This is a genomic window from Streptomyces sp. CHD11 (genome assembly GCF_018638295.1).
Lineage (GTDB): Bacteria > Actinomycetota > Actinomycetes > Streptomycetales > Streptomycetaceae > Streptomyces.
In genome coordinates, this window is sequence record NZ_JABTTS010000041.1 from 1 (window position 1) to 23,581 (window position 23,581).

Consider the following 23,581-nt stretch of genomic DNA (forward strand, 5'->3'; position numbering starts at 1 on the left):
CGCCCGCCTCGGCCGCTCCGACGCCGCCCGCAGCCATCTTCACCGGGGGGCGGTACCGCCGCCCAGGCGTGCTCGGAGGCCCCGCCGTCCGTCGCGGTACCGCCGGCGCGGCCCACGCCGCCCACGCGACACCCGGTGACCGGCCGTGAAGGCCGTACCGCGCGGTGGCCCGTGGGGGCCGACCACCATGCGCCTCAGCGCCGGCCGCACCATGCGCCACAGTGCCGCCCGCACCACGCACCCCAGCGCCGGCCGCACCACGCGGCCTCTCCTCAGGGGTCGACCCGCAGTACCCCTCATCCGCTCGTCCACCTGTAGGAGGTGTGGCAGGCCCCACCCCTACAACCTGAGGGGGACCCGGCTTCGGGACCTGCGGCCGATCCGCCGGACGGGGCCCGCTCATAGCGTTGAGACATGACCACACTCGTCTGCTCCAGCGCTTCGCACGCGGCTGCCCCATCGAGGCAGGCCGCCCGGTACCCGTCGTTCTCGTCGTACATGAGGGCCCGCCAGCCGGTGCTCCTGCGTACCGCCCGGTCGCTGACCGGGAATCCGAGCGACGCGGAGGACCTGCTGCAGACCGCGCTCGCCAAGACGTATGTCGCCTGGGAGCGTATAGAGGACCACCGCGCGCTCGACGGCTACGTACGCAGGGCGCTGCTCAACACGCGCACCTCGCAGTGGCGCAAGCGCAAGGTCGACGAGTTCGCCTGCGAGGAGATGCCCGAGCCCGATCCGGTGTCCGGCGACGACCCGGCCGAGCAGCAGGCACTGCGCGACGCGATGTGGCGGGCGATCATGCGACTGCCCGCGCGGCAGCGGGCGATGGTCGTGCTGCGGTACTACGAGGATCTCAGCGAGGTGCAGACGGCCGAGGTGCTCGGGGTGTCGGTCGGCACGGTGAAGTCCGCCGTGTCGAGAGCGCTCGGCAAGCTTCGCGACGACGCTGAGCTGGGACTTGTCAGAAAATGAGCTGAATCTGAGGAAAAAGACCTCCGGTGGCGCGTGATCGATCATCCGCTCCCCTAGTGACATACCAAGCGGTATGTGCGCAGAATCAGCGCAACTCATACCGACGCGTAGGCAATGTCGCCCAGGAGGACGCCGTGCTGAGCACCATGCAGGACGTACCGCTGTTGATCTCGAGGATCCTGACCCACGGGTCGACGATCCACGGCACATCGCAGGTCACCACATGGACCGGCGAGGGCGAGCCGCAGCGCCGTTCCTACGCGGAGATCGGCGCCCGTGCGGCCCAGCTGGCCCACGCCCTGCGCGAGGACCTCGGCGTCACCGGCGACGAACGCGTCGCGACCCTCATGTGGAACAACGCCGAGCATGTCGAGGCGTACTTCGCGATCCCCTCCATGGGAGCCGTCCTCCACACCCTGAACCTCCGCCTGCCCCCCGAGCAGCTCGTGTGGATCGTCCAGCACGCCGCCGACCGGGTGATCCTCGTCAACGGTTCGCTGATCCCCCTCCTCGCCCCGCTGCTGCCGCACCTGAAGACCGTCGAGCACGTGGTCGTCTCCGGTCCGGGTGACCGCTCCGCGCTGGCGGACGCCACCGTCCGGGTGCACGAGTACGAGGACCTGATCGCCGGACAGCCCGTCGCCTACGACTGGCCGGAGCTGGACGAGCGCGCCGCAGCCGCCATGTGCTACACCTCCGGCACCACCGGCGACCCCAAGGGCGTGGTCTACAGCCACCGTTCGATCTACCTGCACTCCATGCAGGTCAACATGGCCCAGTCGATGGGCCTGACCGACGAGGACACCTCGCTGGTCGTGGTCCCGCAGTTCCACGTCAACGCCTGGGGCCTGCCGCACGCCACCTTCATGACCGGCGTCAACATGCTGATGCCGGACCGCTTCCTGCAGCCCGCCCCGCTCGCCGAGATGATCGAGGGCGAGAGGCCGACGCACGCCGCCGCCGTCCCCACCATCTGGCAGGGTCTGCTCGCCGAACTGACCGCCAAGCCGCGGGACGTCTCCTCCCTCACCCAGGTCACCATCGGCGGCTCCGCCTGTCCGCCCTCCCTGATGGAGGCGTTCGACCAGCTGGGCATGCGGGTCTGCCACGCCTGGGGCATGACGGAGACCTCCCCGCTCGGCACCATCGCCCGGCCGCCGGCGAGCGCCGTCGGCACCGACTCCGAGTTCGCCTACCGGCTGACGCAGGGCCGCTTCCCGGCCGGCGTCGAGGCCCGCCTCACCGGCCCCGGCGGCGAACGCCTCCCCTGGGACGGCGAATCGGCCGGTGAGCTGGAGGTCCGCGGAGCGTGGATCGCGGGCGCCTACTACAACGGCCCCGGCGCCGAACCGCTCCGTCCCGCCGACAAGTTCAGCGAGGACGGCTGGCTGAAGACGGGTGACGTCGGCACGATCTCCCCCGACGGCTTCCTCACACTCACCGACCGCGCCAAGGACGTCATCAAGTCCGGCGGCGAGTGGATCTCCTCGGTCGACCTGGAGAACGCGCTGATGGCCCACCCGGACGTCGCCGAGGCGGCCGTGGTCGCCGTCCCGGACGAGAGGTGGGGCGAGCGCCCGCTGGCCACGGTCGTCCTCAAGGAGGGCTCGACCGCCGACTTCACCACCCTGCGCGCCTTCCTCCAGGAGGAGGGCCGGATCGCCAAGTGGCAGCTCCCGGAGCGCTGGACGGTGATCGAGGCGGTGCCGAAGACCAGCGTCGGCAAGTTCGACAAGAAGGTGCTGCGCAGGCAGTACGCCGAGGGCACGCTGGACGTGACGCAGATCTGACGGAAGCCTCCGGCCGGAACGACGTGCGCCGGGCGGTGACCGGGGAAGCCCACGGTCACCGCCCGGCGCGTCGTCGTAGGGGCGAAGGCCGGTCAGTTGGTCCCGATCCGCGAGAGCAGTTCGACGATCCGGTCCTGCACCTCGGCGCTGGTGGACCGCTCCGCGAGGAACAGCACCGTCTCGCCGGAGGCCAGCCGCGGCAGATCCGCCTGGTCGACGGCGGCCGTGTAGACCACCAGCGGGGTGCGGTCGAGCTGTCCGTTCGCCCGCAGCCAGTCCACGATCCCGGACTGACGGCGCTGCACCTGCATCAGGTCCATCACCACCAGGTTGGGCCGGAACTGCCCCGCCAGTGACACGGCGTCGGCGTCGCTCGCGGCCCGCGCCACCTGCATCCCGCGCCGCTCCAGCGTCCCGGTCAGCGCCAGCGCGATCTCCGCGTGCTCCTCGATCAGCAGCACGCGCGGAGGGTGCTGTTCGCTGTCGCGCGGCGCGAGCGCCTTCAGCAGGACGGCGGGATCGGCGCCGTACGCGGCATCGCGGGAAGCCTGTCCCAGCCCGGCGGTGACCAGCACCGGTACCTCGGCCGCCACGGCCGCCTGGCGCAGCGACTGCAGCGCCGTACGCGTGATCGGCCCGGTCAGCGGGTCCACGAACAGCGCGGCGGGGAAGGCCGCGATCTGCGCGTCGACCTCCTCGCGCGAGTGCACGATCACCGGACGGTAACCGCGGTCGCTCAGCGCCTGCTGTGTCGCGACGTCCGGCGCGGGCCACACCAGCAGCCGGCGCGGGTTGTCCAGCGGTTCCGGCGGCAGTTCGTCGTCCATCGGCTGCGGACGCGGGGTGTCCGACACCTCGACGGCGCCGCCCGGTCCGTCCAGCGGCTCGGGTCCCTCCGCGGCGTCCGCGTCGGGCGCGCCTATGGCGTACGAGCGGCCCGAGCCCTCGGTACCCGGCGCGAGCCGCGACTGACCGGCGAGCGAGGGCTGCGGCTGAGGCTGCGCCTGAGACTGCGTCTGGGTGAGCGTCGGTGCCGGTGCCTGCGCGGCGGCGGGCGCGGGCTCGGTTCCCGGGTGCGGGCGCCCGTTCTGCCCGGTGGCCGCTGCCGGGTCCGGACGCGTACCGAGCTTGCGGCGGCGTCCGGAGCCGCCCGGCTGGTGCGGGGGCGGTGTGGCCGACGGCAGCGGCTGCTGGACCTGGGCGGCCTGCCGGTTGAACGGCACCCCTTCTCCCAGCGTCCGCACGCTGATCGCCCGCCCCTGCGTGGAGTGCGGGTCCACCGGCGCCGCGGTCGCCTCCTCGGGCAGCGGCTGAGCGGCACGCTGCGCCGGCGTGGACGCGTCTTCGGGCGGCAGCGGCGTACCGGTGGCGGGCGTCGGCTGCGACGGGCCCGAAGGCTGCGACGGGTTCGGAGGCTGCTGCGGTACGGGCATGCCGGCGCCGGAGCCGTCACCCGCGGCGGGCCACGGCTGCGGAGCCGGGGCATGGTGCGCCGGCGCGGCCTCGGCGGGCAGCGGCTGCGCGGCGGGAAGCGGTACCGACGCGGGTGCCTCGGACGGTGCCTGTGCCTGTGCCTGCGCGGGGGCGGGCATGGGCGTGGGCAGGGGTGCGGGCATCCCCTGCGAGGGCGCCGCCCCCCACTGCTGCGGAGCCCCGGCGGCCGGAGCGGCAGGAACACCCGGAGCGGCCTGCGCCGGCTGGGCGGCGGCTCGTCGTCGGCGGCCCGTCGGCGCGCTGGTGGGATGCGGCTGCGGCGGGGTGTGGTCGTCGGCCTGGTCATGCGGTGCGGCGTCATGACGACCGAGGTCGGCCGGAGCGTCCGCGGACGCGACGGATACGTCCCCGCCCGCCTCGGCCGGCGCGGGCTGCCCAGCCTGCCCAGCCTGCCCAGCCTGCCCAGCCTGTACAGGCTGTCCGGCCTGCTCCTCCTGCGGCCCCTGCTCACCTTGCTCCGCCTCCACCGGCGGCAGCGCGAACACGGTGCGGGGCGCGGCCTCCTGCGCCGCCGCCCGCTCGCTCGCGGCGGCCAGCGCACGCCGGCGCCGCCCCGTCGGCTGCTGGGGCTGCCCCGCCTGGGCCGGCACATGCACGGCCACCTCGGCCTGGGGGGCCTCGCCGGACCCGTTCAGGCCGGTGGCCGGCGCGGGCAGCGCCGCCGGCAGCGCGTGCTGTTCGCCGGATCCCTGCCGGGCACGCCGGCCGGAGGGGTCGGGCATCCCCTGCGGCGGCACGGTCCCGCCGAGCCCGGTGTTCGACGCGGCGGCACCCGCCGCATGTTCGGCGGCGGTGACCACGGCTCCTTCGGACACCCCGGACCCGGCGACCTCGAGCTCGGCGCCGGCCGGCGCGACCTCCGCGGGCCGGCCGCGCCGGCGCCCGGTACCGCCGGACACCGCGGCGGCGTCACCGGAGGCCTGCGCCGGAAGCTGTGCGCGCGCGGGCTTCTCCGCGGCGGCCGCCCGGCGCCTGCGCCGTCCGGTGGGCCCGGCCGTACCGACCGGACCTGCCGCACCACCCGGGCCTGCCGCACCGTCGTCCGCGCCGGGCACCTCACTGTCCAGGAAGGCGTCGACGGAGGACCGCCGCGCCCGTCGCCGCCCGCCGCCACCGGCCGGCCCGGCGGGAGCGGCCTCGAGCGCCAGAACCGGAGTCTCGACGGCCGCCACGGCTCCCGCCCCGCCGCCGATCGGCACCTCGAGGACGAACGCGCTGCCGCTCATCCCGGGCACCTCGTGCGTCTGCAGCACACCACCGTGCGCCCGGACGATCCCGCGCACGACCGGCTCGTGCACCGGGTCCCCGCCGCTGTACGGTCCGCGCACCTCGATGCGTACGACCTCACCGCGCTGGGCCGCCGCGACCACGACGGTGTTGTCCAGGTAGCCGCCCGTCGACAGGGGCGTGTTGCCGGTCGCGTCGACGCCCGCGACGTCCGCGACGAGATGCGCCAGGGCGGTGGCGAGCAGCCGCGGGTCGACCTCGGCCTCGATGGGCGGAGCGTGCACGGCGAACTGCACGCGCCCGGGGCCGATCAGCTCCACGGCACCGTCGACCCCGGCGGCGACGACGGCGTCGAGCATCACCTTCGTACGGGCGATCCGTTCTGCGCCCACGTCGAGCCGCTGGTAGCCGAGCACGTTGTCGATGAGCGTGGTGATCCGGGCGTAGCCCGCCGACAGGTGGTGGAGCACCTGGTTGGCCTCGGGCCACAGCTGCCCGGCGTCGTCGGCGGCCAGCGCGGACAGCTCGCGGCGCAGTTCGTCCAGCGGGCCGCGCAGGGACTGCCCGAGCAGGACGAGCAGCTGCTCGTGCCGTGCCGCGAGGGCCTCGTAGCGGTCCTTCTCCCGTTCACCGAGGGCGGCGTAGCGCTCCTCGTTCGCGGCGAGTTCCTCCGTGTGCCGCTCGCTCAGCCGCTCCAGTTCGGCGACGTGGCTCTGGCGCAGCGCGGTGAGTTCGGAGCCGTGCTCCTCGGCGAGCCGCTCCAGCTCCTCGGCGTGACGCTTCTCGGACTCCTCCTTCTCCTCGGCGAGCGCGTCATAGGGGCGCCGGTCGAGGAAGGTCATGACGGCGCCGACGAGCTGGTCGCCGTCGCGCACCGGCGCGGTCGTCAGGTCGACCGGCAGCTTGTCGCCGCTCTTGGCGTACAGCACCTGCCCGCGCACCCGGTGCTTGCGTCCGGAACGCAGGGTGTCGGCGAGCGGGGACTCGTCGTAGGGGAAGGGGGAGCCGTCGGCGCGCGAGTGCAGGACGAGGGTGTGCAGCTCGCGTCCGCCGAGTTCACCGGCCCGGTAGCCCAGGATCTGGGCGGCGGCCGGGTTGACCAGGACGATCCGCCCGTCGGTGTCGGTGCCGACGACGCCCTCTGAGGCGGCGCGCAGGATCATCTCGGTCTGCCGCTGCGACCGCGCCAGCTCGGCCTCGGTGTCGACGGTGCCGGACAGGTCGCGGACGACGAGCATCAGCAGTTCGTCACCGCCGGCGCCGTAGTTGTCGTACGCCTGCTGTCCGCTCTCCAGGTTGGCACTGGTGACCTCGACCGGGAACTCGCTCCCGTCGGTCCGCCGGGCGGTCATCCGGGTCGGCTTGGTGCGCGCGCGGGGGTCGATGTGGTCGGGCCGCCGCATGGACCCCGGGATGAGTTTGCTGTCGAACTGCGGCAGCAGATCCAGCAGCCCGCGTCCCACCAGCGCCGTGCCCGGGGTCTCGAAGGCCTCGAGGGCGATGGTGTTGGCGTTGACGACGGTCCCGTTGGCGTTGACCAGCACCAGCGCGTCGGGGAGCGCGTCCAGTATGGCTGCGAGGCGAGCAGCGCCTCGGGATGGCCTGCTGCTCACGAGACCCGTTCCTCCCTGTTACCGCGACGTGCCGACCGCTCCGGCCATCTTGCCAACGTGCCCGCAGCGTGTCACGCGAGGGAGTCTAAGGGCTGGGGTGGCGCTCGCGGCGCCGGATGCGACGGACATCGCATCAGGACGTGACGACGGTGTGACGCTTGGTGCGCCCCGGACCCGCGGCTGCCTGCACCGACACGGCCCGAACCTTCGCGGGACCTTTACGTCCCCTGTGCCCCGACTCGCCTCCCCATCCCGGGCAGCAGCGGCACGAGCCGGTCCCACCGGGCGGTCGCGCATCCGGCTCTTCCCCCGCGGCGCGGCCCGCGCCGTGCCGGGGGAGGCGGGCCGGCACAGGACCCGGGACGGAGGCGGGGACGTGACCTGAGGCGTGGCGTGGGACATGGCCTGATCACCGCGTCACCGCGCGGGCCGTCGCGCCACGCCGGCCCGACGGCCGGAAGGGCTTTGCCCTGCGGGCTCCCTGCCTAGTACCGTGGGCGTCGATTGGTGACAGCCCACGCGGTTGTGTCATCATCGGCACGCACCGACCCGCTCGCGCTCACGCGCGGAAGGAACCTGTGCGAGGAGGCGTCGCCTAGTCCGGTCTATGGCGCCGCACTGCTAATGCGGTTTGGGTCTTAAAGCCCATCGAGGGTTCAAATCCCTCCGCCTCCGCCCTCACCACGAAGCCCCGGCCCCTGCGGCCGGGGCTTCGTCGCGCTCCCCCTCAGAAGTGCGTTCGCGCAGCTCACAAGGGGTGAACCAAACGGATTTCACATGGCGGCGGCAGTCATGTAATGTTCTTCCTGTCGCCGCGAGCGGGCCCGAGAGGCCGGGAGCGGCGAGAAAACTGAAAAGACAAGCACTCGTAGCTTAACGGATAGAGCATCTGACTACGGATCAGAAGGTTGCAGGTTCGAATCCTGCCGAGTGCACAGCAGACCAGAGGCCCCGTGGAGTGATCCACGGGGCCTCTGGTGTTGCGCGGCCAGGGTGTCCGCGCGGGTTCGCGCCGTGACGCCTTTCGAGCAGGGGTGACCGCTACCGGCTGCGGGCTGCGGGCCGACTGTCCGCTCCGAAGGCCGGGGAGTGCGCGCGCTGAAGAGTCGCTTCCTGTGCGGTTATCGCCGTCTCCGTTTCCTCAGAGAGCCCTCAAGTCAGTTGCTCCGGAAACGCTTCTCATGCAAGATCAACACCGCGACGGAACGCCGTCTCTGACCAGGGTGGCGGCTGTTCGGTGTTCAAGTAAATGTGAAGCAGGGGGAACAATTTCATGATTGCTTTTCTGCATGCGCGTACCGGTGCTCCGGTGCGGCGCCGGGTGGCTGTGACGGCCGGTGTGGCGGCGGCGGCCGTCTTCGCCACGACGGCCGGCGCCCACGCGTCGGAGTCGGCGCCGGAGTCCACCCCCGTCGTTGTCCCGGCCCAGGTCCAGGCGGGGTCCGCCGCCGACGAGGCCGCGTTCGCCGAGATCGAGAAGGCGCTGCGGCTCATCACCGACATCCCTGAGGACGTACTGAGCCGAGGTGACGAGGCGGCGCGGCAGTGGCTGACGCAGCGCGTGGAAGGCGAACTCGCCAAGGAATCCAAGGGGGGACCCCAGCGGGCCTTCAGCGCCACCGGATGTGCCCGTGGAATTCTGCTGGCCATCGGCTCCAACGTGTTCGCCGTGGCCAAGATCTACAAGATGAAGAAGGCCATCGACAAGCTCGGCGGGATATCCAAGGTGGTCAAGAATATTCGCTCGAAGAAGAAGGCGGGGAAGACCTTCAAGAAGGGAATCGCGGAGGTTTTCGAGGAGGCGGGCGGCGGCCTCGGCGGGATGGCCGCTTCGATCCTCGGGGTCGACGGCGTCATCAAGCACTGCTGGTGAGTGAGCACGACGGGAACCGGAGGCAGGGATGATGGACACGTTGGCGAGCCTGCTGCGCGCGGGCTGTCTGGTCGCCGGGAGCGCGCTGATGGTCGCCTTCGCCGTGACGGCGGTGCGGCGTCGCCGTGCGGGTGCCGGCTTCGGTGAGCTGGCGGATCTGATGGAGCGCGACTGGTTCAGCGCCGGGAAGGTCTTCTTCGCCGTTCTGACGGGGCTGGCCGGTTCGTGGGCCGCGGCGTATGCCGGCGGTACGCGGAGCGGGCTGACGGAATCGGTCGCCATTCTGTTCCCGCTCGGTGTCGTCGCCGCGTTCGCGGTGTGCCGCTTCGCGGACGGGGCCGGCGGGCGTGCGCTGGGCGGGAAGGCGGTCGCCCTGGTGGCGGTGCCCGTCGCGCTGGGCGCGATCATGACCGGCTGGTGAGACATCCGGCGGTCTGAACCCGCGCGCCGGCCCTGAGGGACCCACCGTCGTGCCCGGCCTGGACCGCCCGGCCGGGCACGACCTGTCCCGGGGCGGGAGGATGGCGCTCAGGCCGCGGACGGGGCGATGTTCTGGTTGGCGTGGAAGAAGTTGTGCGGGTCGTAGGCGCGCTTGACCGCCGTCAGACGGTCGTAGTTGCCGCGGTAGGTGGAGCGGACGCGTTCGGGTCCTTCCGACTCGCCCAGGAAGTTGACGTACGAGCCGCCCATGGAGTGGGGGTGGAGGTCGGTCCAGTAGTCGACGCACCACTGCCGGACCGCGTCGGCGTTGGCCGGGTCGGGGTCGATGCCGGCGATGACGCCGGACCACACGGCGTCCCGGTAGGCCCAGGCCGTTTCACCGGGGGCGGTCCGGTGGGCCGCCCCGTCCACCGGATACAGGTGCATGGTCGACAGGTCGGTGGGCAGGGCGTGGCCGTACCGTTCGTGCACGGCGACGGCCGCGTCCGGGATGCCGTCGAAGAAGTCACCGCGCCAGTACCACTGCAGGCCCTTGGGGACGAGTTCGTCGAACATGGTCTGGAGGGCGGGGTAGGGCATCGGCGTGGCGAAGTGGAAGGCCGGCGGCGCCGGTTCGTTGACCACGGACAGCGTGTCCTCGAGGCGGCCTTCCGCCGGTTCGCCCGTGTAGCACCAGATCACGGCGCACATCTTCCGGCCGTGGATCGGTTCCGGGAACGGCGGGCCGGGCGGGACGGTCATCAGCGCGAAGAACCCGTTGAGGTCCTCCGGCGCGGCCGGCAGGAACTCCCGGTACCAGCGGAGCACCTCCGGAGTGCGGTCGACGGGCCAGACGGTCACCGCCACCCCGACCGTGTCCACCGGGTGCGGCCGGAACGTGAACGAGGTGACCACCCCGAAGTTGCCTCCGCCACCGCGCAGTGCCCACAGCAGATCCGGGTGCTCCTTCCCGGAGACGGCGACGACGCTGCCGTCGGCGAGGACGACGTCCGCGCCGATCAGGCTGTCGACGGTCAGCCCGTACTTACGGGTGAGATGGCCGTGTCCGCCGCCGAGGGTGAGACCGCCGACCCCCGTGGTCGAGTTGATCCCGGCCGGTATGCCGAGGCCGAAGGCGTGGGTCTCGTGATCCAGGTCGCCGAGCTGACTCCCGCCGCCGACCTGCACGACCCGGGCCTCCGGGTCGACCCGTACCCAGCGCATGGGCGACAGGTCGAGGGTGAGGCCGCCGTCGACCAGGCACAGGCCCGGCCCGCTGTGCCCGCCCCCGCGGACGGCGAGGTCGGCCCCCGTCTCCTGGGCGAAGCCGATCGTGGTCCGCACGTCCGCCGTGCCCGTGCACCGGACGATGGCGGCCGGACGCCGGTCGATCATGGCGTTGTAGATGCTGCGGGCGTCGTCGTAGTCCGCGTCCTGCGGTGTGACGACACGTCCCCGCAGGGCCGTGCGCAGGCTGTCGAGAGCAGTTGCGTCCATGCCGCTCATGAGCGGACACCCCTCGGAAGAATCGCGGAGCCGGAAGGTCGTGGGCGGCGGACGGTAACCGGGAGCCGGCGGGAAGGCCGTGGTGCGTCGTTGGCCCAGGCCCGGGGAGGGAATCCCCCTCACTCCAGTGTGACGCCGGTCACATGGAGGCGCGACACGGCGGCTCACTCGGGCCGGTGCGGGTGCCCACGGTGGCGGAGGGTGTCCCGGAGGTAGCGGCTCAGGCTGGTGGCCGCCGCGGTGAGGAAGACGAAGGTGTAGACGATCTGCAGGACGGCGACCAGGCGCGCTGCCTGTCCGTGCGGGGTGATGTCGCCGTAACCGATGGTGGCCAGGGTGACCAGGGTGAAGTAGAGGGCGTCCAGGCGGGTGGCGATGCCGTGGAGCTCACCGGGGTTCCGGGCGAGCGTCAGGTAGGCGGTGGCGAAGACCAGGATGGACAGGCACATCAGCGGCGGGATGACCAGGCCCGGCCGGACGTCGGGGACCGACAGCAGTACCCGCACGACCTGCCGCAGCAGCAGGAGCGCGATCAGTGCCAGCGCGACGACGATAAGCACCCAGCTCAGGACCGGACGCCTGGGCCCCAGCCGGTCGAGGGGGAGAAGGAAGTAGGCGGCGACGAGCACCGTCACCACCGCCGCCTGGACCAGCCAGGGCCACAGGGCGGCCCAGGCCGTGGCGGTGGAGGACCGCGTTACGCCCGGCTCTCGCGACGGGGTGCGCACAGGGCCCAGATGATGAAGCCGTCGATGACGATGAGAACGATCGACCACACCGGGAAGTACGGGAGCCATACGAAGTTGGCGATCATGCTGAGCCCGGCGAGCGCCACGCCCACCACCCGGGCCCACGTGGCTCCCTTGAACAGGGCGGCGCCCGCGGCGACCACCAGCGCGCCGAGGATCAGGTGGACCCAGCCCCATCCGGTCAGGCTGAACGCGTAGGTGAAGTTCCGGGTGGAGACGAAGACGTCGTCCTCGGCGATCGCGGCGATGCCCTGGAAGACCGCCATGATGCCGCCGAAGACCATCAGGAACGCCGCGGCGGCGGTCCAGCCCGCGGCCCAGGGGTTCTCCGCCTCCCATCCGGTTCCGTGGTGGCGCGTACCGCTGACATTGCTCGCCATGTTCTCGGCCTTTCGCCAGTCCCCGAGTGGAGCGATACCTCACTTCAGGTTGGCACTCGCGGTCGCACCCGGCACTTCGGCGCACGTCCCCGGTCAGTCGGTACGGCAGTGCTCCTCCAGGTAGGCCGCGGCCAGGGACGTCGCGCGTGTGAACCAGTCGTGCAGTACGGCGATCTCCTCGGGGGTGTAGTCGGCGAAGAGCGCGGTGACGCGGGCGTAGTAGGGCTCGTAGATCTCCTGGGTGCGTGCCAGGGCCTCCGGCTGGGCCGCCACGCGGACCCGGCGGCGGTCCGCGGGATCGGGCCGGCGGGTGATGTAGCCCGCGCGTTCCAGACGGTTGAGGATCCCGGTCATCGCACCGGTGGTGACATGGACGCGTTCTGCGAGTTCGCCGGCCGTGAGCAGGTCCTCGCCGGCCCCGACGACGAAGCCGAAGCAGGTCAGGTCGGTGACGTTCACGCCTGCCCGCTGGGCGATCTCGTGCTGGCCCACCAGGTGGGTCGCGATGAGCTGGTCCATCGCCCACAGCGTCTGCTCCGGTGTGGCGGGCGGGCGCGACTTGGCTTGCATTCCGGACTCCTGATTCCCTTAGCTCGTGAGGGATTTCTGTAGTAAATTCCTTACGACGTGAGACATCACGTCCTGGGAACGCCGACTGCACGAAGGGGCAGACATGAGCGCGCATCCATATGACCACGGGCACACGGTGGCCGGATGGACCGGTTTCGCCATCGCCATCGTCGGAACGGCCGTACTGGGCACCGGCGTCTGTGCCGGGTCCGGACCGCTGCTGTTCGCGGGGGCGGGGACCGTGGTGGTCTCGCTCCTCGTCACCTGGGCGCTGCATCTCGCCGGGTGGGGCAAGGCGTCGGGGCCGCGGCCGAGGGACCAGTGGGACTGGAGGGTGCGCGACCCGGGCGCCCGCGCGGGGCATGGGGAGTGTGTCGGGTGCCTGCTGGCGGGCCGGAGGCGGGTGCGGAACGGCACGGACGGGGCTCCTGCCCTGAACGCCGTGCCCGTGCCCCGGAGCGATGCCGGTGTCCAGGCACTGGGAGCCGGGCGTTCCGGGAGCTGAGCCGCCGGGCGGAAGGCGTTGTCAGTGATGCCCTCTAGTCTCGGCAGAGATGGCACAGGCGTGGCGCTGCTCAGGACTGCGGTGGTCGGCCGACGGCCCCGTGTTGGCGTGGGACGGCGGTCGGCGCTCGGCGCTGACCTGGGGGAAGCGGGTGGCCTTCGGGGTCGCGGACGGGGGTGTGCGGGCATGTGTGGGGGCACGGGGGCATGCGTGTCCGCTCGGCGCGGCGGTGCCGGGGCGGAGTACGGGGGCGCGCTGCGAGGAGTGCGCCCGGCTGGACCGGGCGCACTCGGTGGCCGCCGACACCCTCGCGGACGATCCGCGGCCCTACCGCGTGTACCTGGCGTGGTTCGGGCCGGGGATGACCAAGGTCGGGATCACGGCGGAGCGGCGGGGCGGGGCGCGGCTGCTGGAGCAGGGGGCGGTCTGCTTCACCTGGCTGGGCGGGGGGCCGCTGATGGCGGCGCGGCGCACCGAGGAGCTGTTGCGCGCCGCCCTCCGGGTACCCGACCGGGTCCCGTACGCCGCCAAGCGGGCGGTGAGGGCGGGCCTCCCGGCGACGCGTGCGGAACGGGCGGCGGAGATCGCCGGGCTGCACGCGCGGGCGGTCGCCCTGAGCGGCTGGCCGGAGTCGCTGGCCCCCGCGCCGTTCGAACCGGTCGATCATGTCGGGGTGTTCGGGCTGGCGGAGGTTCCGGCCGCCGTGGGGGAGGTCCGTGAACTGGTCGCCGGGGGCGCGGTGAGCGGTGAGCTGGTGGCCGCCGCGGGTCCTGATCTGCATCTGCTGACGGACCGGGGGGTCGTGGTGCTGGACACCCGACTGCTGGCGGGGTGGGGGCTGGTGCCGGCCGGCGGGCGGGAGGTGGCGGTGCCGGTGAAGGCGTTGAAGGAGAGGACGACGGCGCAGGAGGGGCTGTTCTGACGGGCCTCTGGACCGGAGGCGGGGTCACGGGTGATCGTGACGGCATGAGCGATCCCTCCGGTACCGGTTCCGAAGCCGACGACGTGCGGCGCTTCTGGGAGGGGCTCGGGCTGCCCGGCCTCATCGACGTGCACACGCACTTCATGCCGGAGCGGGTGCTCCACAAGGTGTGGGCCTATTTCGACGCGCTGGGGCCGCTGACCGGCGGGGTCGAATGGCCGATCACCTACCGGGAGGAGGAGGGCGAACGGGCGGCGCTGCTGCGGGCGTTCGGCGTGCGGGCCTTCACTGCGATGCTCTACCCGCACAAACCGGGCATGGCGCGCTGGCTGAACGACTGGGCGGCCGGTTTCGCCCGGCGCACCCCTGACTCCCTGCACACCTCGACGCTGTTCCCCGAGCCGGGAGTCGAGGGATATGTCCGGGAGGCCGTGGAGGACGGGGCGCGCGTCTTCAAGGCACATGTGCAGGTGGGTGGGTACGACCCGGCCGGTGAGACGCTCGACGCCACCTGGGGGCTGCTCGCCGAGGCGGGCGTTCCCGTGGTGATCCACTGCGGGTCCGGGCCCGCGCCCGGCGACTACACCGGCCCCGAGCCGGTCGCCCGGGTGCTGGCCCGCCACCCCCGGTTGCGGCTGGTGGTGGCGCACCTCGGGATGCCCGAGTACGAGGATTTCCTGGACCTCGCCGAGCGGTACGAGGAGGTGCGGCTGGACACCACGATGGCGTTCACCGACTTCAGCGAGCGCATGGCGCCGTTTCCCCGGCGGTCCCTGCCCCGGCTGGCCGCCCTCGGCGACCGGATCCTGCTCGGGTCGGACTTCCCCAACATCCCCTATCCGTACGTCCATCAGCTGCACGCGCTGGAGCGGCTGGAGCTCGGGGAGAAGTGGCTGCGGGGGGTGTGCCACGACAACGCGGCGGCGCTCTTCGGTCTGCGGGGCCGGTGAGGACAGAGATGTGGCGCAGCCCGGCGCCTACGGGGTGCCTCCACCGCTCTCGGCTCCGCTCGATCGGGGGACCCCATGAGCGGAAAGACCCCATGAGCGGGACCGCAATCGCCCGCGGAGGTGCCTCCCGGCCTACAAGGCACTGGGGGAGGCGTGGCTGCCCGCGCAGGGCGGGGGCGGCGGAGGGACCTGCGCGGTTTCTCAGGGAAAACACAGGTTGCCGAAAGGGTGTTCTCAGAGGGCCCGTACATCGTGTGCGGTATGACCACGATCTCGCCCCGGGGGCGCACCGAACTGCTCAGGCCGGACGAGAGCCCCGTCCGGGTGCTTGTCGTGGACGACGAGCAGTCGATCACCGAACTGCTGTCCATGGCCCTGCGGTACGAGGGGTGGCAGATCCGCAGCGAGAGGGACGGCCGGAGCGCGCTGCGCACCGCGAGCGAGTTCCGGCCCGACGCGGTGATCCTGGACATGATGCTGCCGGACATGGACGGGCCGTCCGTCCTCGGGCGGCTGCGCCGCGAGCTGCCGGACGTGCCCATCCTGTTCATGACCGCCAAGGACGCCATCGAGGACCGTATCGCCGGTCTGACCGCCGGCGGGGACGACTGCGTCACCAAGCCGTTCGGCCTGGAGGAGGTCGTCGCCCGGCTGCGCGGGCTGATCCGCCGCTCCGGCGTCGCGGAACGCCGCTCCGACGCGGTCCTGGCCGTCGGCGACCTGACCCTCGACGAGGACAGTCACGAGGTCACCCGGGGCGGGCAGGGCATCCACCTGACCGCCACCGAGTTCGAGCTGCTGCGCTTCCTGATGCGCAACCCGCGGCGGGTGCTCAGCAAGGCGCAGATCCTCGACCGGGTCTGGTCGTACGACTTCGGGGGGCAGGCGAACGTCGTCGAGCTGTACATCTCGTATCTGCGCCGGAAGATCGACGCCGGCCGGCAGCCGATGATCCACACCCGCCGTGGTGCCGGGTACCTGATCAAGGCCGCGGTGTCGTCGCCGCGTACGTGACGATGGGCGGACGCGGTAATGTGCGCGTGGCCTGCACGGTCACCTGCCACGGCCTCTCCCGGCGGACGCCCGGCAGCTGACCGTCGTCCGCCGCCACCCGAACTGTACGCTGTATGACAGTTGTTCTACGGTGTACAGCATGACGATGTCCTCCCAGGAGCATGCCTCCGACCGGTCCCCGGAGCCGTCGGACCAGGCTGCCCCTCCGCCCCAGGGCCACCCCCGCCGCTGGCTGATCCTCGGGGTCATCTGTCTCGCCCAGCTCACCGTGCTGCTCGACAACACCGTCCTGAACGTGGCGATCCCCTCGCTCACCCGGGAGCTGGACGCGTCGACCGCCGATATCCAGTGGATGATCAACGCCTACTCCCTGGTGCAGTCGGGTCTGCTGCTCAGCGCCGGCAACGCCGCCGACCGCTACGGCCGCAAGAAGATGCTGATCGTGGGCCTGGCCCTGTTCGGCGTCGGGTCGCTGGCGGCCGGCCTGTCCCAGTCCTCCGGGCAGCTGATCGCGGCGCGGGCCGGCATGGGCGTGGGCGGTGCGCTGCTGCTGACCACGACCCTCGCCGTCGTGATGCAGATCTTCACGCCCGAGGAGCAGCCCAGGGCGATCGGCATCTGGAGCGCCGTCAACTCGCTGGGCTTCGCGGCCGGTCCGCTGGTCGGCGGCATCATGCTCGACCACTTCTGGTGGGGCGCGATCTTCCTGATCAACCTGCCGGTGGTGGTCCTCGCGCTGGCCGCCGTCGCCGCCTGCGTCCCCGAATCGAAGAACCGGCAGGGCGACCGGCCCGACCTGGTCGGCGCGGTGCTCTCCACCATCGGCATGACGGCCCTGGTCTACGCGATCATCTCGGGCCCCGAACACGGCTGGACCTCCGGCCGGGTCCTGGCCACGGCCGCGGCGGCGGCCCTGGTCCTCGGGCTCTTCGCGTACTGGGAGAACCGGATCCCGTACCCGATGCTCGACCTGCGCTTCTTCCGCAACCGCCGGTTCACGGGCTCGGTCGGCGGTCTGGTACTGATCACCTTCGGCATGGGCGGCGCGCTGTTCCTGCTCACCCAGTATCTGCAGTTCGTCCTCGGCTACGGCCCCCTGGAGGCGGGACTGCGCACCGCGCCGATGGCGATGACCGTGGTGGCCCTCAACTTCACGGGGGTCGGGACCCGCTGGGCGGCGAGGATGGGCACCCCGCTCTCCATCGCCGTCGGTATGACGCTGATGGCGGGCGGGCTGGTGTCGATCGCCACGCTCACCGGGCACGGGTACGCCGGTACGCTGCTCGGCCTGGTGATGATCGGTGCGGGTACGGCGATCGGCAGTCCGGTGATGGCACACGCGGTGATGAGTTCCATACCCCGGGAGCGGGCGGGCGTCGGCGCCGGGATCAACGGCACCCTGGCCGAGTTCGGCACCGGGCTCGGGGTGGCCGTGCTGGGCGCGGTGCTGGGCGCACGGTTCGCCTCCCTGATCCCGGTGACGGCGACCTCGCTCCCGGCGGCGATGGCCGAGGCCGGCTCGGACGGCGAACGGGAGCGGATCACCGACGCGTTCTCCGCCGGGCTGGAGACGAGTCTGCTGGTGGGGTCGGTGGCTGTGCTGCTCGGCGGAATGATCGCGGCGGCGTTGCTGCGCCGGGCGGACCGGGCAGACTCGCGGGAGAAGGCCTGAGGGCCGGACCGGCCGCGCGACCCGGACCCGGGCGCCCGGCACGGACCGGCAGTCGGCACGTCGAGGAAGGTGCGCCATGGTGAGGGCAGACCAGCGGTCCGAAGAGGTACCGCGGACCAGTGTCTGGCTGGAGGACAGAACGCGTCGCGGCGGGCGGGGCGGCGGACATCCGTCGGGGCTGGACCGGGAGAGGATCACCGAGGTCACCGTGCGGCTGCTGGACGCGGAGGGCCCGTCCCGGTTCTCCATGCGCCGGCTCGCCGCCGAGCTCGAGGTGACGGCGATGTCCGTCTACTGGTACGTCGACACCAAGGACGACCTCCTCGAACTCGCCCTGGACCGCACCTTCGGCGAGCTGAGGCTGCCCGACCCGGCCACCGACGAGGACTGGCGCGACCAGCTGCGCGCCCTGGCCCGCGAGTACCGCGTCCTGCTGGTGCGCCACCCCTGGCTGTCACCGCTGGCCGGCCGGTTCCTCAACATCGGGCCCAACGCGATGGAGTTCTCCCGGGTGGTCCAGCAGGTCATCCGCAGGACCGGACTGCCGGCCCACGGGGTGACCGGGGCCATCGCGGCCGTCTTCCAGTTCGTGTACGGCTACGGCACGATCGAGGGCCACTTCCACGCCCGGGTCGCCGCGACCGGCATGACCCCCGACGCGTACCACCGGCACGCCCTGCACGAGGCGCGGCAGTCACCGGACGCCTCCGGGGTGATCGAGGAGTCGGCGAGGATCATGGCGGCCCGCGGCGGTGACACGGTCGAGGAGATGCTGGAACGCGACTTCGCCTTCGCCCTGGACCTGTTGGTGGCCGGCATCGAGGTGATGGTGGCCCGCGGCCGGGACTGAGCAGCGCCGCCGGGGGCCTACTCCTTCTCGGCGAGCCGTGCCGGGAACCCCCCGGTCGCCACCGGACCCCAGCGCTCCGGCGTGACCCGGATGATCGACTTGCCCTGCTCGGCCATCGCGGTCCGGTACTCGTCCCAGTCGGGATGCTCACCGGCGATGTTCCGGTAGTACTCCACCAGCGGTTCCACGGACTCGGGCGAGTCCACCACCTCCGCGGTGCCGTCGATCTGCACCCAGGGTCCGTTCCACTCGTCGCTCAGGACGATCAGGCTCACCCGGGTGTCCCTCTTGGCGTTCCGCGTCTTGGCCCGCTCGGGATAGGTGGACATCACGATCCGCCCCGAGTCGTCGACCCCGCAGGTCAGCGGCGAGCCCTGGGGAGCGCCGTCGGCCCGTCGGGTGAGCAGGACAGCCCGGTGCCGGGGCCGGACGAAGTCCAGCAACCCGGCCAGGGAGACACGGGTGTTCGTAGCGATGTTCGGTGCCATGGCGTCAGACTAGGCGGCCATCGCCTCGGGGAGGTTGTCGTACACGGGGATGTCGCGGCGCAGGCCGGTCAGTTCCAGTACGCGGCCCGCCAGACTCTCCGGACGGGCCACCACGTACACCCGGGTCCCGGGTTCCAGCAGCCGGCGGACGCCGTTGATGAGGCGGACGCCCTGGGAGTCCATGAACCGTGTCGCGGTGAGATCGAGGACCACGAGCCGGGGCGGCCGGCCGGCGCGGGGACGGGCCTGGGCCATGATCAGCGGGAGCAGCCCGTCCGCGTTGGAGAAGTCGATCTCCGTGGGTAAGGGGAAGAGCACACGCTCGGACGGTTCGTAGGTCCGGGAGCGGTTCGGGAGGAAGGTCACTGCGGTCACCTGGCAGACGTGCGTTCGGAATCTCGGCAAGGCCGCTTCCTGACCCGCCCTCATTTCACCACGTCGGAGAGCATCACCGGAAGCGGCTAAAATTGCGTACGTCCTGTGCTCGCAGTCGGGAATGTGCTGCGGAGCTCTCCTGCGCACGCCTGTCCGGTCGTGCTCGCCGAAGAGGTTCGTGGTGACTGCGTCCCGGTTTTCCGATCTGCCCCGATTCCCCGCCGATCCCGATCTGGCGGAAGCGCTGACGGCCGCGGCGTGCCGCCTGCACGAGACGTCCAGCCCGGACAGCACCCTGGACGCAGCCGTCCGGCTCGCCGTGGAACTGCTGCCCGGCGCCGACCACGCGGGCATCTCCGTCATGGAGCGCGACAACCGCCGGCAGACGCTCGCCTGGACGGACGAGGTGGTGCGCGCCGCCGAGGACCGTCACCCCCTGGTGGGGAAGCAGCCGTACTGGCACCCTCTGTGGACCGCTCCGGCGGTCACGGTCGAGGACAGTGAGGGCGCCGGGGAGGCGGACCCTCTCGCCGGGATGGGCCTGCGGTCCGTGCTGTCGCTGCGTCTGCGGGCCGACCGGCGCCGGCTGACCGTGCTCACCGCGTACGCCCGCAAGCCGCGCGCCTTCGACGAGGAGGCGCTGCGGATCGGGCGGCTGTTCACCGCGCACGTCGGTATCGCCCTGGACTCCGCCACCGTGCGCGAGCAGCTCACCGAGGCCATGCGCACCCGGGACCTGATAGGCCAGGCCACCGGCATCCTCATGGAGCGCCTGGGCATCGACGCGGCCGGCGCCTTCGACAGCCTGGTACGGGCCTCGCAGCGGGAGAACGTGAAACTGCGCGACCTGGCCCGCCGTATCGTCGACGTCCACAGCGGACCCTGACGGCTGCGCACCCCTGACGGCTGCGCACCCCTGACGGGGGCCGCATACCGCCGACGGGGCCGCACACCGCCGGCAGCGACGCGGCACAGCGCTCAGGGAGTCCGCCGAACGCAGATGGGTGTCGCGCGTCCTGTCGCCGGTGTCGATGGACGCCGCCCGGATCACCGCCTCCACCCGGGACCCGGTGACATCGTCCGGCGCGACCTCCACCAGGGCCCGCGGGAACCCGGTGAACCGGCCCCGCACACCGGGGATGTCCAGCTGCTGGGCGAGCGCGGTCACTGAACTCGGGACCGGCCCGGGGCGGGGCGCGTCTGCGGTGCAGGACGCGCGGCCCGCCACGGGCCGGGGTTTCTCGCTACCCGCCGGGGCGGGTTCGATGACCGTGGTCTCCTACGGTCACCGGCGCACCGGCCGGGCCGGCTGCTCGGCACCCTGCGCCGGGTCGGCACCGCGGGCCGCCTCGGCCGGGGCCGGTGTCACGGGCGGGGCGGTCGCGGCGGAAGCCTCCGCCGCCTGGGCCGGCGCGCCGCTGGTCCGCAGCGGGACCTCCTTGATGAACAGGGTGACCAGGAAGGCGAGCAGGGCGATCGGCGCGACGTACAGGAAGATGTCGGCGATGCCGTGCCCGTAGGCACTCTCCAGCCAGGTGCGGATGGACGGGGGCAGCAGGTCCATGTCGGGTATCGCGCCGCTGCCGGAGGCCTTGGCCGCCGCGGCCTGCTCCTGGGGGCCGAGCGAGCCGATGGTGTCCTGGGCGTAGTGGCTGATCCGGGTCGACATGACCGAGCCGAGCACGGAGACGCCGACCGCGCCGCCGAGGGAGCGGAAGAAGGTCACGACGGAGGAGGCCGCGCCCAGGTCGTCCGGGGCCACCTGGTTCTGCGTGCACAGCACCAGGTTCTGCATCATCATGCCGACGCCGAGACCCATCAGCGCCATGAAGACGCCGATGTGCCAGTAGGGGGTGTCGTAGCGCATGGTGCCCAGCAGACCCAGTCCCGCCGTCAGCAGCAGTCCGCCGGCCAGCAGCCAGTTCTTCCACCTGCCGGTCCGCGTGATGATGATGCCGGAGACGGTGGACGATATGAACAGTCCGCCGATCATCGGGATGGTCATGACGCCCGACATCGTCGGGGACTTGCCCCGGGCCAGCTGGAAGTACTGGCTGAAGTAGACGGTGCCCGCGAACATCGCCATACCGACGAACAGCGACGCCAGCGAGGCCAGCGTGATGGTGCGGTTCCGGAACAGGCGCAGCGGGATGATCGGCTCGCTCGCCCTCGACTCGACGAAGAGGAACACGAGCGTCAGGACGATCGAGCCGCCGACCATGACGCCGGTCTGCCACGACATCCAGGAGTACTTGTCGTCGGCGAAGGTGACCCAGACGAGCAGCAGACAGACGGCCGCGGTGACGAAGAAGGCGCCGGTCCAGTCGACCTTGGCCTTCCGCTTGAGCACGGGCAGGTTCAGGGTCTTCTGCAGCACGATCAGCGCGAGCATCGCGAAGGGCACGCCCACGTAGAGGCACCAGCGCCAGCCGAGCCAGCTGGTGTCGGTGATGACGCCGCCGAGCAGCGGACCACCGACCGTCGCGACGGCGAACGTCGCGCCCAGGTAGCCGGAGTAACGCCCGCGCTCCCGCGGGGAGATCATCGCGGCCATGATGATCTGCGCCAGGGCGGACAGACCGCCGCCGCCGAGGCCCTGGATGGCGCGGGCGGTGATCAGCATGGCCGAGTTCTGCGCCAGACCGGCCACGACGGAGCCGATGACGAAGATGATCAGGGCTGACTGGACCAGGACCTTCTTGCTGGTCAGGTCGGCGAGCTTGCCCCACAGGGGGGTGGAGGCGGTCATCGTCAGCAGTGAGGCGGTGACGACCCAGGTGTAGGCGCTCTGGCCGCCGTCGAGGTCGGCGACGATCTCGGGCAGTGCGTTGGTGACGATGGTCGACGACAGAATGGCGCAGAACATGCCGAGCAGCAGCCCGGACAGTGCCTTCATGATCTGCGGATGGGTCATCGGAGCCTCCGCGGAGGAGCCTCCCCCGTGCTTGGCATGAGCCCGCACACCGTTCGGTGTGGTCGTTGCCATGGACTTCCTTCTCTTAGGTGCTCGCGGGTGTACGGGTGGTCTCTGCGGGTGCGGGTGCGGGTGTGGATGCGGTCGGCCGGGGCACGCCGCGGCCGTCGCCGAAGCTGTCCCTGAGCCGGGCCATCAGCTGGGCGAGCCGGCCGACCTCGTCGTCGGACCAGTCGTCCAGACGTTCGGCGAGGAGCTGGGTGGTCCGCCGGAACAGCTCGTCGAGCCGGGTCCGGCCGGCGGGGGTGAGGCGCAGGATGCGGGACCGCTTGTCGGCGGGGTCGGGGAAGCGCTCGATCCAGCCGCGCTCGGTCAGATGGGCGACGTTGCGGCTGGTGACCGACATGTCCACGGAGAGCAGCTCGGCGAGCCTGCTCATGCGCATGTCGCCGTGTCGGCCGAGGAGGGTCAGCACGGACGCGGAGCCGCCGGGGCAGTCGGCCGGCATGATCCGGTTCATCTCCCGCTTGACGGCACCGAAGGCGCTGAACTGTCGGACCAGTTCCTCGTAGCGCGCCGGCTCGGCCATGGCATCTCCTATTTCGTTGCTTGAAGCAACCGTAGATTTCGATGGTTGTTACAGGCAAACGAAAGAGGGGAGGGAGGCTCAAAAACTTGGCAAAGGCAAGTAATCGCGCCGGTAAAAACGCAGGTGGCAGGGGCTGTGCCGGTTCGGCCCCGTCTGTCACCGGCGTTCAGCCCGCCGACCCCGGCCCCGCTTGGGCCGCCCGCCGGGGATTCGCTAGTGTCTCGTGACATGGCTAACACCCCGGGCCCGCAGGGCAATCAGGACCCCGCCGGCAACACCCAGATGTTCCGTGCCTTCGTCGACGAGGCCCCTCAGGGCCGGCAGGCCGCGTCCACGGGCGGTGGGCCGCGTATCGGCCTGATCGTCGGCATCGTCGTCGCCGTGGCGGTCGTCGCCGCGGTCGCCTGGCTCGCGCTGAAGTAACGGGCGGCGCTGCGGCGTTGCCGGGCTTGTGCCGCGGTGTCGGCAGCCGGCTGCGCCGTGGCGGAGCTCGCGCTCATATGGCCGGGCGCGCGGCCGGCATCGGACGCACGCCCGAGTGGCCCCGCCCGCACCCCCCGGGGCGGGAGGACACGCACTGAAGCGGCCGGGCGCGGCTGGCACGGCGGAGAACGCTTGAAGCGGCCGCCCGGAAACGCGGCGGCCGCCGTTGCGCCCCCGGTGGGGCGCCCCGACGGCCACGAAACCGCTTCCGTCCACGGAGCGTCC

At 71.8% G+C, this 23,581-nt stretch carries 20 protein-coding genes, 2 tRNA genes and 2 pseudogenes; 14 read left to right on the forward strand and 10 right to left on the reverse strand.

Annotation, left to right across the window (positions count from 1 at the left end; genetic code table 11):
- Positions 1-414 precede the first annotated feature (414 nt).
- On the forward strand, positions 415-972 hold the full coding sequence (locus tag HTV45_RS30890) for a SigE family RNA polymerase sigma factor (RefSeq protein ID WP_215209219.1): 558 nt from the start codon (positions 415-417) through the stop codon (positions 970-972).
- A gap of 146 nt (positions 973-1,118) precedes the next feature.
- Positions 1,119-2,762, forward strand: a complete 1,644-nt coding sequence (locus HTV45_RS30895; RefSeq protein WP_215209249.1) for a long-chain fatty acid--CoA ligase — start codon at positions 1,119-1,121, stop codon at positions 2,760-2,762.
- A 92-nt stretch (positions 2,763-2,854) separates the two neighbouring features.
- Here the strand turns inward: HTV45_RS30895 and HTV45_RS30900 are convergent, their stop codons facing one another.
- Entirely contained in the window at positions 2,855-7,096 is a 4,242-nt protein-coding gene (locus tag HTV45_RS30900) for a PAS domain-containing protein (protein ID WP_215209220.1), read from the reverse strand.
- A 584-nt stretch (positions 7,097-7,680) separates the two neighbouring features.
- Between HTV45_RS30900 and HTV45_RS30905 the strand changes: the two genes are divergently transcribed.
- The 4 genes from HTV45_RS30905 (at position 7,681) to HTV45_RS30920 (ending at position 9,390) form a co-directional block, all read left to right on the forward strand.
- Positions 7,681-7,771 (forward strand) — tRNA-Ser (locus HTV45_RS30905).
- 187 nt (positions 7,772-7,958) lie between these two features.
- Positions 7,959-8,031: transfer RNA gene (locus HTV45_RS30910), tRNA-Arg, on the forward strand.
- A gap of 338 nt (positions 8,032-8,369) precedes the next feature.
- Positions 8,370-8,969 (forward strand): hypothetical protein, encoded by a 600-nt coding sequence (locus HTV45_RS30915; protein WP_215209221.1) that lies wholly within the window; start codon positions 8,370-8,372, stop codon positions 8,967-8,969.
- Positions 8,970-8,997: 28 nt separating this feature from the next.
- Entirely contained in the window at positions 8,998-9,390 is a 393-nt protein-coding gene (locus HTV45_RS30920; protein WP_251693170.1) for a hypothetical protein, read from the forward strand.
- Positions 9,391-9,497: 107 nt separating this feature from the next.
- On the opposite strand, the gene HTV45_RS30925 is transcribed toward HTV45_RS30920, so the two are convergent.
- The 4 genes from HTV45_RS30925 to HTV45_RS30940 all read right to left on the reverse strand — a co-directional run bounded on the left by HTV45_RS30925 (position 9,498) and on the right by HTV45_RS30940 (position 12,594).
- Positions 9,498-10,886, reverse strand: a complete 1,389-nt coding sequence (locus tag HTV45_RS30925) for an FAD-binding oxidoreductase (RefSeq protein WP_215209222.1) — start codon at positions 10,884-10,886, stop codon at positions 9,498-9,500.
- Positions 10,887-11,059: 173 nt separating this feature from the next.
- Entirely contained in the window at positions 11,060-11,548 is a 489-nt protein-coding gene (locus tag HTV45_RS30930) for a potassium channel family protein (protein ID WP_251693177.1), read from the reverse strand.
- Between the two features lie 44 nt (positions 11,549-11,592).
- Positions 11,593-12,024 carry a hypothetical protein gene (locus HTV45_RS30935; RefSeq protein WP_215209224.1) on the reverse strand — a complete coding sequence of 144 codons (432 nt, stop codon included), beginning with the start codon at positions 12,022-12,024 and terminating at the stop codon, positions 11,593-11,595.
- 93 nt (positions 12,025-12,117) lie between these two features.
- A complete protein-coding gene (locus HTV45_RS30940; RefSeq protein WP_215209225.1) occupies positions 12,118-12,594 on the reverse strand; it encodes a MarR family winged helix-turn-helix transcriptional regulator in 477 nt (158 codons plus the stop codon).
- Between the two features lie 103 nt (positions 12,595-12,697).
- On the opposite strand from HTV45_RS30940, the gene HTV45_RS30945 reads away from it, so the two are divergent.
- The 6 genes from HTV45_RS30945 (at position 12,698) to HTV45_RS30970 (ending at position 18,507) form a co-directional block, all read left to right on the forward strand.
- Positions 12,698-13,099 (forward strand): HGxxPAAW family protein, encoded by a 402-nt coding sequence (locus HTV45_RS30945; protein WP_215209226.1) that lies wholly within the window; start codon positions 12,698-12,700, stop codon positions 13,097-13,099.
- Positions 13,100-13,148: 49 nt separating this feature from the next.
- Complete coding sequence (locus tag HTV45_RS30950; RefSeq protein WP_215209227.1) at positions 13,149-14,021, forward strand: DUF2797 domain-containing protein; 873 nt, start codon at positions 13,149-13,151, stop codon at positions 14,019-14,021.
- Positions 14,022-14,065: 44 nt separating this feature from the next.
- Positions 14,066-14,971: an amidohydrolase family protein gene (locus HTV45_RS30955; protein ID WP_215209228.1), complete on the forward strand. Its 906-nt coding sequence runs from the start codon at positions 14,066-14,068 to the stop codon at positions 14,969-14,971.
- 261 nt (positions 14,972-15,232) lie between these two features.
- On the forward strand, positions 15,233-15,985 hold the full coding sequence (locus tag HTV45_RS30960) for a response regulator transcription factor (RefSeq protein WP_215209229.1): 753 nt from the start codon (positions 15,233-15,235) through the stop codon (positions 15,983-15,985).
- A gap of 139 nt (positions 15,986-16,124) precedes the next feature.
- A complete protein-coding gene (locus HTV45_RS30965; RefSeq protein ID WP_215209230.1) occupies positions 16,125-17,657 on the forward strand; it encodes an MFS transporter in 1,533 nt (510 codons plus the stop codon).
- 76 nt (positions 17,658-17,733) lie between these two features.
- A complete protein-coding gene (locus HTV45_RS30970; RefSeq protein ID WP_215209231.1) occupies positions 17,734-18,507 on the forward strand; it encodes a TetR/AcrR family transcriptional regulator in 774 nt (257 codons plus the stop codon).
- Between the two features lie 17 nt (positions 18,508-18,524).
- On the opposite strand, the gene HTV45_RS30975 is transcribed toward HTV45_RS30970, so the two are convergent.
- Both HTV45_RS30975 and HTV45_RS30980 read right to left on the reverse strand, forming a co-directional pair.
- Positions 18,525-18,995: a PPOX class F420-dependent oxidoreductase gene (locus tag HTV45_RS30975; protein ID WP_215209232.1), complete on the reverse strand. Its 471-nt coding sequence runs from the start codon at positions 18,993-18,995 to the stop codon at positions 18,525-18,527.
- A gap of 9 nt (positions 18,996-19,004) precedes the next feature.
- Positions 19,005-19,370: an STAS domain-containing protein gene (locus HTV45_RS30980; RefSeq protein ID WP_308309795.1), complete on the reverse strand. Its 366-nt coding sequence runs from the start codon at positions 19,368-19,370 to the stop codon at positions 19,005-19,007.
- Between the two features lie 121 nt (positions 19,371-19,491).
- Here HTV45_RS30980 and HTV45_RS30985 point away from each other — a divergent pair, with 121 nt between their 5' ends.
- A complete protein-coding gene (locus HTV45_RS30985; protein WP_215209234.1) occupies positions 19,492-20,256 on the forward strand; it encodes a GAF and ANTAR domain-containing protein in 765 nt (254 codons plus the stop codon).
- A gap of 93 nt (positions 20,257-20,349) precedes the next feature.
- Here the strand turns inward: HTV45_RS30985 and HTV45_RS30990 are convergent.
- From HTV45_RS30990 to HTV45_RS31000, 3 genes and pseudogenes are all read right to left on the reverse strand, one after another.
- Positions 20,350-20,544, reverse strand: a pseudogene (locus HTV45_RS30990) (YceI family protein); the annotation flags it as partial.
- Positions 20,545-20,709: 165 nt separating this feature from the next.
- A pseudogene (locus HTV45_RS30995) lies at positions 20,710-22,356 on the reverse strand (MDR family MFS transporter); the annotation flags it as partial.
- 13 nt (positions 22,357-22,369) lie between these two features.
- Positions 22,370-22,873 carry a MarR family winged helix-turn-helix transcriptional regulator gene (locus HTV45_RS31000; protein ID WP_215209236.1) on the reverse strand — a complete coding sequence of 168 codons (504 nt, stop codon included), beginning with the start codon at positions 22,871-22,873 and terminating at the stop codon, positions 22,370-22,372.
- Between the two features lie 228 nt (positions 22,874-23,101).
- Here HTV45_RS31000 and HTV45_RS31005 point away from each other — a divergent pair, with 228 nt between their 5' ends.
- A complete protein-coding gene (locus HTV45_RS31005; RefSeq protein ID WP_215209237.1) occupies positions 23,102-23,296 on the forward strand; it encodes a hypothetical protein in 195 nt (64 codons plus the stop codon).
- Positions 23,297-23,581 lie beyond the last annotated feature (285 nt).